Genomic DNA, 12,774 nt, shown 5'->3' with positions numbered 1-12,774 from the left:
GAACTGTTAGCCGACGACCTTGATGTCGACGACGGTCGCCTGCACGAGCTGCGTGCCGCGCAACTTTTCCGGCACATCGAGCAGCGTCTTGTTGAAGGCGTAGTTTTGCACCGGCTCATGGATCGGTGCGAACAGGAAGTTGCCGACCAGGTTCTCGTGATACTTCCTGAAGTTGACCACGCGCTCTTCCGGCGTCTTCGACTGCTGCATGGCGATGTCGTGAAGCTCTTGTGATTTTTCGTCCTGCCAACCCGAGGAGTTCGGATAGGGGATGTTCTTGGCGCTGTAGAACCAGTCGAGAATGTCGGCGTTGTTCCAGTCGTAATGACGCACCGCCAGCTGGTGCAGGCCCTTTTTGAGTTGGTCGACGACGGTGGTGCTGTCGAAGATGACAATCTCGACGTCCATGCCCACCGCCTTGAGCTGGGCCTGGACGATCTCGGCCGTGCGCTTGAATGCCGTTTCCGACTGGGCGGTCAACTTGATCTTCAGCGGCTTGCCATCCTTGGCCCGGATGCCGTCGCCTCCCCGCAGCCACCCTGCCTTGTCCAGCAGTTCGTTGGCCTTGCCGAGGTCATGGCGGATCTCCAACTTGGGATCGATTTTCGATTCCGGCAGCGAGCTGATCAGGAACTGATGCGCTTCCAGGCCGACGCCGTTGAAGACGCTCTTGTGGATGGCGCCCTGGTCGACCGCCAGGGCGGTTGCCTGGCGTACGGAAATGTCGCCGAACGGTTCGGTGCGGGTGTTGAAGGCGAGATACGTCACGCCCATGCCGGGCAGGGTGCGGAAGCCAACGTTCTGGTCCGCCTCGAGTTGCGGCACGAACTGGCTGGGCACGCCGAGAAGCATGCCGACGCCGCCGGTCTTCAGCTCCAGGAAGGCCGTGGACGCGTCGGGGATTTCGCGCATCGTAAGCCGCTTGATGTGCGGGGCCGCCTTGTTCTCGGAGAGGTCGCATCCCCAGGCATAGTCTTCGTTGGCGACCAGTATGGCCTCCTGGCCAACGGCAAAGCTCTCGAGCTTGTAGGGGCCGGTGCCGACCGCCACCGCCACGCCGTAGCTATCGCCGGCTTCGTCGTAGGCCTTCGGCGAGGGAATGCCCATGAAGGCGGACGCCAGATTGAAGATCAGGTTGGGGTCCGCCCGCTTCATGACGAACCGGGAGGAATGTTCGTCCACCGCCTCGACGCGATCGATCGCGTCGACCAGGTACTCGTTGGGGGTGCCTTTGAACTTGGGGATCCACCACGCTATGGTCGCCGCATTGAAGGGTTCGCCATCATGGAAGCGCACGCCTTGCCGCAGTTTGAAGGTCCAGCTCATGCCATCCGCGCTGGTTTCCCAGGATTCCGCAAGGTGGGGATGATAGGACTGGTCGACATCCTGCTCGATCAGCCGGTCGTAGATCAGCATCACGACCGTACTCAGCAAGGTGGCTCGGATGGGATCCTGCGACGCGGCGCCGATCTCGGAACTGGCGAGCGCAAATACGGCCTCGGTGTCTGCCGCAGCCGCCGCATCCCTGGCAGCCAGGCCGAGGCTTGCGGCCAAGGTGAGCACAGATGCCGATACAAGAAACCTACGTCGATTCATGGTTATCCTCCCCTTGGTAAAATACCAAAAGCCAGCCGTGCTGCCGAGGCAGCTTATTTTTTGGTACAGAAATAACTCACGACAATGGATGGTCAGATGACCTATCCATGCTGCGCTCTATTTGTCTTGGTTGCTGGTGGATCTGGCTCCTGCCGTAAATCAGGCAGTGTTTTTCTTCCCTCGCTCCTCAACGGGGTAGGGCAACGCTATTGTGAAAAAAAACAAACGTCAATCGTGTCTGTGATATAAATCTTGCAGAATGTCGAACCCCAGGCAGGGAAGCCAGAATGACTGAATCGGTCCGCCGCCGGCTCGTTGAACGCTTGAACACCGCCACCAATGCGGAGAAAGCGCTCGCCAACTACATGCTGGCAAATTTGAGCGGGGTGCCTTTCGAGACATCTGCGACCCTGGCCAGCAAGGTCGGCGTCAGCGAGCCGACTGTCGGGCGATTTTGCCGCGCGTTGGGCTATGCGCGTTTCAAGGACCTGAAGGAGGACCTCAGGGACAACATCGGAACCCAGCCCTGGCTGGCGGGTGACCGGCTGAAGGAATTTCGCGATCGCAGCCAGAACGGCGACGCTTTGGCGCGCAGCCTGGAACTGGAGATCGCAGCTCTCCTGAGGATCTACGAGATCGCGAACACGAAGGAGTGGCACCGCGCGGTCAAGCGCCTGGCAAGCACGCCCCAGATGTTTGTCGCGGGGTTCCAGACCGAGCGAGGCATCGCGCAGTATTTTGCCAACCAGATGCAGTACCTTCGGCCCGGTGTTCAGATGGCTGACGTTGCCGGCGGCAACTTCAGCGAAATCCTGCTGAGCCCGCCCAAATCCACCTGCCTGGTGATGTTCGAGGCTCGCCGCTACTCGCGGCTGACGTTGTTCCTGGCGCGGGAAGCGCAGAAGGCGAAGATCCCGATTACCCTGGTCACGGATGCTTTCTGCGATTGGGGACGTGACGTGGTCGACGAAATGTTCGTCGTGCCCACCGAGTTCGGCATGTTCTGGGAATCGACTGCCCAGATGGCCAGCCTTGGCAACCTGCTCATCAACGGGGTGTTCAATGAACTCGGCGTCACCGTCGAAGGGCGCATGAACAAGGTCTCCGAGCTTCACGGAAAGATCACAGGCTATGTCGGCGACTAGCCTCGCCGCGGATTGCGCCTGCAGTCGCTTGGATGTCTTCGCCCGATGTCGCGCAGGCGTGGTTGCCCGTTCTCATCGATGATGGTTGTTGAAGACGCTTCGACGTAGCCCGGCTTGATCGCGCGCCCTGTCGTGCGAGGCGCCGTGACATGCTCCCGTTCGACCGTCCAGGCGAGGTTCGGCACTAGGTCGACGTTGTTCCCGCTCGAGCCCTACTCCAGAGCACTCACCATCAGGTCGGAATTCGAGACGTGCTGCCTCAGTGCGTGGCTGGCTTGTCAGCCGGCTTTCGTAATGACGTAAAACTGTCATTCTTGCTATAACTTCAGAAAACTGTCATATCCAGATCCTGAGGAGGAGAAGACGATGCCGGGAACAGTGCGCCAGCGACTGACCGAAAGCCTGCAAAAGGGCTCGCGCGGCGGCCGTTCGATCGCGACCTACATGCTGGCCAATCTCAGCGAGCTGCCCTTCGAGACGGCGATGACCGTGGCCGAGAAAGTGGGCGTCAGCGAACTGACGGTCGGCCGCTTCTGCCGCTCGCTCGGCTACCAGCACTTCAAGGATCTCAAAGCCGACCTGAAGACGGACATTGCCGACAGCCCGTGGCTGATCGGCGACCGGCTGCGCGAATTCCAGGCGACCAGCAAGAAGGGCAGCAGTGACCTTGCCAGAAGCCTGGAGCTGGAGATGGCGGCGCTGGTCAAGGTCTATGAGCTGGCGAGGTCAGCGCAGTTCAAGGCGGCCGTCGACCGGCTTGCCGCCCGTGAGCGCATCTTCATCGTCGGTTTCCAGAGCGAGCGCGGCATCGCCGTCACCATGGCGCAGCTTCTGCAATATGTGCGCGAGGGTGTGCAGCTCATCGATCATTCCGCCGGCAATTTTTCCGAGGTGTTGCTGGCCGATCCGGCAAAGACGGCGCTCGTGATGTTCGATGCCCGGCGCTATTCGCGCCAGGCCGCCCTCCTGGCCCGTCGGGCGACGGACGCCGGGGTGCCGGTTACGCTCATCACCGACCAGTTCTGCGACTGGGCGCATGGCAGCACGTCCGAGGTCTTCGCGCTGCCTTCGGAAATCAATCTTTTCTGGGACACCAACGGACCGATGCTTTCGCTTGTCCACCTCATGCTGAACGGCGTCATCGGCGAGCTCGGCGCCGATGTCGAGGCACGGCTCGATCGCATGTCGGAGCTTTACGGCGACTTCGTCGGCCACGCCGGCCGACCGGAGCGCTGACGCGCGCATTTTCCAGGACAGCATCACCAACGCACATCAAATCAGGGAGGATTTGACATGAACCGCCGTGAATTCCTTGCTTCGGCATCGCTGTTTTCGCTTGTTGCAGTGGTGGGGTCGCTGACGCCTGCAGTGGCAACCGAAGCAGAGGCCGTCGTCGTGCTTGCCCGCCAGGAACAAGGAGCCGCCAGCTACGACCCGGTCCGCGCGGTGACCCTGAACATGGCCGCCGGCCTGATCTACGATCGCTTGGTCGAGCAGGCTGCCGACCAATCCTATCATCCCCATCTCGCCGAATCCTGGGAGGTCAGCCCGGATGGACTGAACTGGACCTTCAAGTTGCGCAAGGGTGTCAGCTTCACGGATGGCGAGCCGTTCAACGCCGCGACTATCGTCTGGTGGATCCCCAAATTCAGGGGCACCGAAAACGAGTACATGGTCGACGCCATCGACAAGGTCGAGGCCCTGGACGAGCACATGGTGCGTTTCGCGCTGAAACGGCCCGAGCCGAACCTGATCTTCAACCTGGCCATGATGAACATGGGCATCCCCAGCCCCAAGGCGTTCGACGCGGCAGGCACCGACTATGGTGTCATCCAGGCAGTGGGAACCGGTCCCTACAAGCTTGAGAGCTTCGTGGTCGGGCAGGAGACGGTGCTGGTCGCCAACGAGGACTATGCCTGGAGCAGCCCTCTGACCGAGAACAAGGTCGCACCGTACATCAAGCGCCTGACGGTTCGCGAGATCCCCGACGCGTCCACCGCCTTCCTCGAACTCAGGACGGGCGGGGTTGACATGTTGCTCGACGTGCCGACCGACTTCCTGCCGCAGTTTCGGTCCGAAGCCGATCTCGACATGCGCGACCTGCCCGGCTACGGCATCACCTTCGTCGCCATCAACACCCGGGCGGCTCCCTTCACCGACATCCGCGTGCGCCAGGCCATCGCGCTCGCCATCGACCAGGGCGCGATCCTCAAGAGCGTCTATGGCGGCGTCGGCAAGGAGGCACACCAGCTTTTGGTCAGCAGCCTTCCGGAATCGAAGGTCGATCCCGCCACGGAAATCCGCAACGACTCGACCCGGTCCGCAAAATTGCTTGACGAGGCCGGCTGGACGCTAGGCGCCGACAGCATCCGCAGCAAGGACGGCAAGCCGTTACAGGTCAAGCTGTGGGCCCGGGCCGACACCGAATATCGGCGCACCGCGGAGATCATCCAGGCACAGCTGAAGGCGGTCGGTATCGGCATCGAGATCACGGTCTTCGACGCCGGCACCTATCGCGACCAGTTCCGTAAGCCGGAGCGCGAACTCGTGCTGCAGCCCTATTCATGGACCAACGCCGACATTCTCGACTGGTTCTTCAGCGCCAAGCGGTTGGATTCATGGAACCTGTCGATGTGGGATGAGCCGAAGTCCGAGGAGCTGCACGACCTCGCCATGTATGGCTCGAAGACCTGGGACGAGCGGGTGGAGAACTTCCGCAAGTACCACGCCCACCTGCTCGCCAACTTCGTCGCTGCGCCCGTTCACGAACCGGCGCAGACAATGGCCTTCAACAAGACGCGCCTCATCGCGCCCGAGACGTTCCGGGCGCCCTATTCGATCGTTGACATCAGGCCCGCGCAGTAGCGGGAGGTGGCGGGGGCGAAAAGCCCCTGCGCTGCCTGCATGCCCTGCCACTGGAGAGATACTTTATGGACGTGATGAAGGAACCCGGCTCGGCCGCCGAGCTGGAACGATATCTCCATGCCGAAATCGAGGCGCATGAAATCCCCGGGCTAGGGGTAACAATCGTCCGGGACGGAGAGATCCTGCACCTCGGCGGCTACGGTCTCGCCAATATCGAACACAGGGTCGCGGCCACGGCCGACACCATTTTCCACTCGGGTTCGACCGGCAAGATGTTCACTGCCGCTGCCATCCTGATCCTGTTGCAGGACGGACTGCTCGATATCGACCACCCAGTGGACCGCTACCTGACCGAGGTGCCCAGGAGCTGGGCGGATATGACCATCCGTCACCTGCTGTCGATGACCAGCGGCTTCGGCAATTTCGCCGATGTCTTTGCACCGGCGCCAATCGAGAACAACGTCGTTCCGGTCAACCTCTGGCAGGACCACAGCGACGAGCAGTTGCTGGCGCTCGCCAGCATGTCGCCGCTCGCCTTCGCCCCTGGCGAGAGCTACCTCTATTCCAACATCAGCTACATCGTCGCGTCGCTGGTGGTCCGGCGCATCACGGGCAAGCCCTATTACGCCTCGCTCCGGGAAAGACTGTTTGCGCCCGCAGGCATGGCAAGCGCGCGCGAGGCCAGCAGTCACGACATCGTCCTGAACCGCGCCAGCGGCTACAGCCGCCATTCGGGCGCGCTGCGCAATAGCCACTGGACAGCACCGACCATGCTGCGCACCGGCGACGGCGGGCTTTATTTCTCGCCGCGCGACATCGCCCGCTGGTTCATCGAACTGGACAGGCCGCGAGTGTTCCGGTCCGAGACGATTGCCGCGATGTTCGAGCCGACGCTGACGTCGGATGGCCGCCCCGCCATCAACGGCTACGGCTTGGGCTGGCAGAATTCCGAGATACGCGGCCACCGCAAGATCAGGCATGGCGGCACCTGGGACGGGTTCCGCGCCGAACTCGCCCGCTTCCCCGATCAGCGGCTTTCGGTGGCGGTGCTGGCCAACATAGACTCCGCCCAGGTCGCGCGCATCGCCCACAAGGTCGCCGGGTTCTTCGATGGCGCGGTCGCCCCTCACGAGCCCGTCGCTGACAGCAAACCGGCGCTCACGAGCCGCGACGCGATGCTCATCAAGGCGATTGCAAGACGCAGCGCCACATCGGAGGCGTTCAGCGAGGAATGCTGGCGGTTGTGGTCCGACAAGTGGTTCGACCAGTTGATTGCCGAAAGCGAATCCGATCTCGGCGTGGCGAACATGGAGCTCATCGAAGACGCCGGCGACCGCCGCCACTATCGCCTCGCCACCGGCCGCTACCACATGCACTGGACCGTCGACCGGCAAGCCGACGGCCGCATCGCGGCGATGCGTTTTCACATGGAATAGTATCGTGCAGGACCCGCCCTGGCATCTCGGCTGGCGTCGCCACTGACATGCTGCGTCCAATCGCCAGCCGTCTACGAGACACCTTCAACGCACGTCTACCGGACGCGCTCGGCGGCCAGCTGACCGATTGTTAGCCGATCAGGCAGACCGCCTGGCCGCTGAAATCATTCGCTGTCAACAAGTACAGCAGCGCGTCACCCGTCCGCGCGCGCTTCATTGGCGATGCAAAATCTCGCGGCGGGGGCAGTGCTGAAGTTCAAAGACTATAGGGGCGCAAACTGCAATCATTGCGAGAATTTCTGACATGTTCAAGGACGAACAGATGTCTATCGACGTGTCGGTTTTTCTTGCAGTTTGATCGGAATCGCGGACGCCAGCAGGAATAGGTGCGTGCGAATGAGCGGTACTTGCGGCGCTACAAAATTGCGCGGGGCGGGATAGGAGAAGCTTCGGCAATTCTTGGTTGAAATTTCACCGTCTTCGCTGCGACCATTGACAGCACAAACTCGTCATGTACTCTCTAATAACAGCTTAAATTCCATTATTGTGGAATACGTGAGGGAGGACGTTCGATGAAGCTGAAACTTGTATCCTTGGCTGCCATGCTTTTGCTGGCCTCGCCAAGCTATCTCATGGCGCAGGAAAAGGGGGGCGTGATCAACGTCGCCACCATTGGTGAGCCGCCGACGCTCGATCCGATGACGTCCACCGCCGACCTGGTAGGCATCGTTACCCAGCACATATTCGAGACGCTCTATACATTCGACAAGAAGTGGGGCGTGACGCCGCTTCTGGCAGAGGCGCTGCCAGCGATCAGCGCTGACGGCAAGACCATGACCATCAAGCTGCGCCAGGGCATCAAGTTCCATGACGGTTCGGACATGGATTCGGCTGACGTCGTCGCCTCGCTGAACCGCTGGATCAAGCTCGCCTCGCGCGGCAAGCAGGCCGGCAACTTCATCGCCTCGATCACCGCGACCGATCCGTCGACCGTCACCATCGCGCTCAAGCAGCCCTACGCGCCGCTGACCTCGCTTCTCGCCTTCAACAACTCAGCCGCCATCATCATTCCGTCCGAGAAGCAGGCCGATACGATGACCGAATTCGTCGGCACCGGCCCCTACATGCTGAAGGAACGCAAGGCCGATCAGTACATCCAGTTGGTGCGCTTCGACGGCTACAAGGCGCGCTCCGAAGCCAGCGACGGTTACGGCGGCGCCCGCCATGCCTATCTCGACGAGATCCGTTTTGTGCCGGTGCCGGACGCCAACACCCGCGTCGAGTCCGCCGTCTCCGGCCAATATGATTATGTCGACTCCCTGCCGGTGGAATCATTCGACAAGTTGAAGGGGGCAACTGCGACGCACCCCATCCTGCTGAAGCCGTTCGGCTATCCGGTGTTCATCTTCAACACGGCCGAGGGTTCGGCGAAAAACATCGAGGTGCGCAAGGCGATCCGCCAGGCGCTCAGCATGGAAGACATGCTGGCGGCGGCCTTCGGCAGCACCGACTTCTATGCGCTCGAGGGCAGCATCTATCCGTCGAACTTTGCCTGGAGCACCGACGCCGGCGTTAAGGGCAACTACAACGTCGCTGACCCGGAGGGTGCCAAGGCAGCGGCCGCCGCCGCCGGCTACAAGGGCGAGCCGGTCCGCATCCTGACCAGCCGCCAATACGAGTTCCACTACAAGATGGCGCAGGTCGCCGCTGAGTATCTCAAGCAGGCCGGCTTCAATGTCGACCTGCAAGTAGTGGATTGGGCGACACTGACCCAGCGCCGCGCCGAGAAGGGCCTGTGGGACATCTACATCACCCACAGCCCGTTCCTGCCGGAGCCGGCGCTGATCGGTTCGCTGTCGACCACCGCTCCCGGCTGGTGGGACACGCCGGAACGCAAGGCTGCGGTCGATGCCTTCACCGCCGAGGTCGACCCGGCCAAGCGCGTGGCGCTCTGGGCCGACGTGCAGAAGGTCATTTACGGCGACGTGCCGTTCATCAAGATCGGCAATTTCAATGCCGTGGGTTCGATTTCCAACAAGCTTGAAGGCGTCGACCCGGCCCCGTGGCCGTACTTCTGGAACGCTTCGATCAAGAAGTAACAAGCTGACAATTGCGGGCGCCGGCACGGCTGGCGTCCGCTCATTGCCGCGAACGCCGCGCGGATACGGGAACTGCCATGATACGCTACATTCTCCAGCGCATCGCCGGAATGATCGTCGTGATGTTCATCGTCGTCACGGTCGTTTTCGTGATCGTGCGCGTCACGCCTGGCGACCCCGCCGCCGTCATGCTGGGCCCCGATGCCACGCCCCAGGATATAACCGACCTCAGGACGCGGCTTGGCCTCGATCAGTCGATCTTCGTTCAATACTTCTTCTACATCGGCCAGCTCTTGAAGGGCGATCTAGGTCACTCGATCTTCCTCAACATGCCGGTTTCGGCTGCCTTGATGGAGCGCGCCGAGCCGACCTTCTTCCTCACTGTCTTCTCGCTGCTTATCGCCTGCGTCATCGCGCTGCCCATCGGCATCTACGCCGCCTATCGGCGCGGATCCTTCATCGACCAGGCCTCGACGCTGCTTGCCATGCTGGCGGCCAGCATTCCGAGCTTCTGGTTGGGCCTGATCCTGATGCAGGTCTTTGCGGTCCGGCAACAATGGTTCCCGGTTTCAGGTTATGGCGGGCCCGATGCGGCGTTCCTCGACAGGATGTACCATCTCACCTTGCCTGCGGTTGCCCTTGGGCTGGTGTCCTCGGCGCTAATCCTGCGCTTCACCCGCGCCTCCATGCTGGACGTTCTCGGCGACGACTACATCCGCACGGCGCGCGCCAAGGGCGTGGTCGAGCGGCGCGTGGTGCTGAAGCATGCACTCAAGAACGCGCTGATCCCGATCCTGACCGTCATCGGCCTGACGGCCGCCGTGCTGATCTCCGGTGCGGTCGTCACCGAAACGGTCTTCGGCCTGCCCGGCGTCGGCAACCTCGTGGTCTCCGCAGTGCTGCGGCGCGACTACCCGGTCATCCAGGGCGCGCTGCTGGTCATTGCCGGGCTCTATGTCCTGATCAATTTCGCCATCGACATGCTTTATCTGCTGGTCGATCCAAGGGTGCGCTACTGATGACAGATCTGGTCAACGCGGCATCCCTGCCGGCGCCCGAGCCGCGGTTCCTGTTCTTGCGTCGGCTGCTGAAGCGCAAGACAGTCGCCTTCGGCGTCATCGTGCTTGTGGTCTTTGTCCTGCTGGCGCTGCTTGCGCCATGGATCGCGCCTTATTCGCCGTCAAAACTTTCCATCGTCAACCGGCTGAAGCCGCCGAGCGAACTGTTCTGGTTCGGCACCGACGAGTTTGGCCGCGACGTCTTCTCGCGCACCATCTATGCGGGACGGTTGTCGCTGCTGGTCGGTGCTGCGGTTGTTGCACTCTCCGCAGTCATCGGCGTGACGCTCGGGCTTTTGGCCGGCTTCTTCCGTTCACTGGATACGCCAATCGCGCGCCTGATCGATGCGATGATGGCATTTCCAGATATCCTGCTCGCCATCGCCTTGGTCGCAGCACTCGGCCCGTCGCTGGTCACCGTCATCGTGGCGCTGTCGATCGTCTACGCGCCGCGGCTGGCGCGCATCGTTCGCGCTTCCACGCTGGTCATCCGCGAGCTGCCCTATGTCGAGGCGGCGAAGTCGATGGGCATCTCGACCTTCCACATCATGACCAGGCACGTGTTGCGCAATCTGGTGTCGCCGATCCTGGTGCAGGGAACCTTCCTGTTTGCCAGCGCGATGCTGGCCGAAGCCGGGCTGTCGTTCCTGGGGCTGGGCGTCAGCCCGGAGATTCCAACCTGGGGGACGATGATTGCCGCCGGGCGCCAGTATATCGGCCAGGCCGACTGGATGACCTACTTCCCCGGCTTCGCCATCATTCTCTCGGTGCTGTCGCTGCAACTGGTAGGCGACGGCCTGCGGGACATGCTCGACCCGAGACTGCGAAAGGATATGTAGGATGGCAATCGCTGGAACGGGCAAGCCGCTGCTGATTTCCAATGTAAGGCCGATCGCACTTGGCGGCGGCGCTTCGACTGGGACCACCGACATTCTCGTCGGAGCGGATGGCACGATCGCCGCCGTCGGCTCCGCGCTTCAGGCGCCTGAGGGCACCGAGCGCATCGACGCCAAGGGTGCGTGGATATCGCCAGGCTGGGTCGATCTGCATGTGCATGTCTGGTACGGCGGCACCGACATCTCGATACGTCCGTCCGAATGCGGCGCCGAACGCGGTGTTACGACGCTTGTCGATGCCGGCTCGGCGGGTGAATCCAACTTCCACGGCTTTCGCGAATACATCATCGAACCCGCGCGCGAACGCGTCAAGGCGTTCCTCAATCTCGGCTCCATCGGCCTCGTCGCCTGCAACCGCGTGCCGGAACTGCGCGACATCAAGGACATCGACCTCGACCGCATCCTGCAATGTTATGCCGACAACAGTGAGCACATCGTCGGCATCAAGGTACGCGCCAGCCACGTCATAACCGGCTCGTGGGGCGTGACCCCGGTCAAGCTCGGCAAGAAGATCGCCAAGATCCTGAAAGTCCCGATGATGGTGCATGTTGGCGAGCCGCCGGCGCTTTACGACGAGGTGCTCGAGATCCTCGGCCCCGGCGACATCGTCACCCATTGCTTCAACGGCAAGGCCGGTTCGAGCATCATGGAAGACGAGGACCTCTTCAACCTCGCCGAACGCTGCGCCAGCGAAGGCGTGCGGCTCGACATCGGCCATGGCGGTGCGTCGTTCTCGTTCAAGGTCGCCGAGGCGGCGATCCAGCGCGGCCTGATGCCGTTTTCGATCTCGACGGATCTGCACGGCCATTCGATGAACTTCCCGGTCTGGGACCTCGCGACCACCATGTCCAAGCTGCTGTCGGTCGGCATGCCGTTCGACAAGGTCGTTGAGGCTGTCACCCATGCGCCGGCCTCGGCGATCAAGCTGGACATGCCGAAGTCGATCGCGGTCGGAGAGCGCGCCAATTTCACGATCTTCGATCTCGTCGACGGAGACCTGGAAGCTACCGACTCGAACGGCGACATCTCGCGGCTCAAGCGCCTGTTCGAACCGCGCTACGCAATCATTGGAGCGGAGGCTGTTACCGCCAGCCGATACGTGCCCCGCGCCCGCAAGCTGGTGCGCCATAGCCATGGCTATTCGTGGCGCTGAACCATGACCGCAGAGACTGGAACCGAATTGACCGCCTCCCAAGCAAAGACCGTACTCGCTGAAGCGAGCCCCGACGACCGCCTTGCCATGCTGGGTGTCGAGCTGCCGCCGCCACCGCCGCCGGTTGCCAACTTCGTTACCCATGTGCGCGAGGGCGACATGCTCTACCTCTCAGGGCAGGGGCCGCGCGAGGCGGATGGCAAGCTGTGGACCGGCAAGGTCGGCGACAACGTCGACGTCGGCCTGGCCTATCAGCACGCACGCTTGGTGGGCATCAACCTGCTGGCTGTCATGAAGGAGGCGCTCGGTGACCTCTCCCGGGTCAAGCGCGTCGTCAAGGTGTTGGGCATGGTCAATGCGGTGCCCGACTTCGAAAACCACCCACAGGTCATCAATGGGTGTTCGGACTTGTTCATCGAGGTCTTTGGCGAAGCCGGCCACCACGCACGCTCGGCCGTCGGCTTCGGTTCTCTGCCCGGCAACATCACGGTGGAGATCGAAGCTATCGTAGCACTTCGGAACTGAG

General features: G+C 62.0%; 10 protein-coding genes. 9 read left to right on the top strand and 1 reads right to left on the bottom strand.

Features of this window, described 5'->3' with window-relative positions:
• Positions 1-6 precede the first annotated feature (6 nt).
• On the bottom strand, positions 7-1,596 hold the full coding sequence (locus FZF13_RS09385) for an ABC transporter substrate-binding protein (protein WP_024927544.1): 1,590 nt from the start codon (positions 1,594-1,596) through the stop codon (positions 7-9).
• A 323-nt stretch (positions 1,597-1,919) separates the two neighbouring features.
• Here FZF13_RS09385 and FZF13_RS09380 point away from each other — a divergent pair, with 323 nt between their 5' ends.
• The 9 genes from FZF13_RS09380 (at position 1,920) to FZF13_RS09340 (ending at position 12,773) form a co-directional block, all read left to right on the top strand.
• Positions 1,920-2,741, top strand: coding sequence for a MurR/RpiR family transcriptional regulator (locus tag FZF13_RS09380; RefSeq protein WP_244437901.1), 822 nt, complete (start codon positions 1,920-1,922; stop codon positions 2,739-2,741).
• 366 nt (positions 2,742-3,107) lie between these two features.
• Positions 3,108-3,977, top strand: coding sequence for a MurR/RpiR family transcriptional regulator (locus FZF13_RS09375; RefSeq protein ID WP_024927188.1), 870 nt, complete (start codon positions 3,108-3,110; stop codon positions 3,975-3,977).
• 57 nt (positions 3,978-4,034) lie between these two features.
• Positions 4,035-5,606, top strand: coding sequence for an ABC transporter substrate-binding protein (locus FZF13_RS09370; protein ID WP_024927259.1), 1,572 nt, complete (start codon positions 4,035-4,037; stop codon positions 5,604-5,606).
• A gap of 65 nt (positions 5,607-5,671) precedes the next feature.
• Complete coding sequence (locus FZF13_RS09365) at positions 5,672-7,042, top strand: serine hydrolase domain-containing protein (RefSeq protein ID WP_024924413.1); 1,371 nt, start codon at positions 5,672-5,674, stop codon at positions 7,040-7,042.
• A gap of 572 nt (positions 7,043-7,614) precedes the next feature.
• Positions 7,615-9,141 carry an ABC transporter substrate-binding protein gene (locus FZF13_RS09360; RefSeq protein WP_024924412.1) on the top strand — a complete coding sequence of 509 codons (1,527 nt, stop codon included), beginning with the start codon at positions 7,615-7,617 and terminating at the stop codon, positions 9,139-9,141.
• Between the two features lie 77 nt (positions 9,142-9,218).
• Positions 9,219-10,160: an ABC transporter permease gene (locus FZF13_RS09355; protein ID WP_024924411.1), complete on the top strand. Its 942-nt coding sequence runs from the start codon at positions 9,219-9,221 to the stop codon at positions 10,158-10,160.
• Positions 10,160-11,038 carry an ABC transporter permease gene (locus FZF13_RS09350; RefSeq protein ID WP_024924410.1) on the top strand — a complete coding sequence of 293 codons (879 nt, stop codon included), beginning with the start codon at positions 10,160-10,162 and terminating at the stop codon, positions 11,036-11,038. The genes FZF13_RS09355 and FZF13_RS09350 overlap by 1 nt, the downstream gene beginning before the upstream one ends.
• 1 nt (position 11,039) lies before the next feature.
• Positions 11,040-12,248 (top strand): amidohydrolase/deacetylase family metallohydrolase, encoded by a 1,209-nt coding sequence (locus FZF13_RS09345; protein WP_024924409.1) that lies wholly within the window; start codon positions 11,040-11,042, stop codon positions 12,246-12,248.
• An 87-nt stretch (positions 12,249-12,335) separates the two neighbouring features.
• A complete protein-coding gene (locus tag FZF13_RS09340) occupies positions 12,336-12,773 on the top strand; it encodes a RidA family protein (protein WP_051504808.1) in 438 nt (145 codons plus the stop codon).
• The last annotated feature ends 1 nt before the right edge of the window (position 12,774 follow it).

Origin of the sequence: Mesorhizobium terrae, assembly GCF_008727715.1 — a bacterium.
GTDB classification, from domain to species: Bacteria; Pseudomonadota; Alphaproteobacteria; order Rhizobiales; family Rhizobiaceae; genus Mesorhizobium; species Mesorhizobium terrae.
This window is presented reverse-complemented; position numbering and strand designations above follow the sequence as displayed.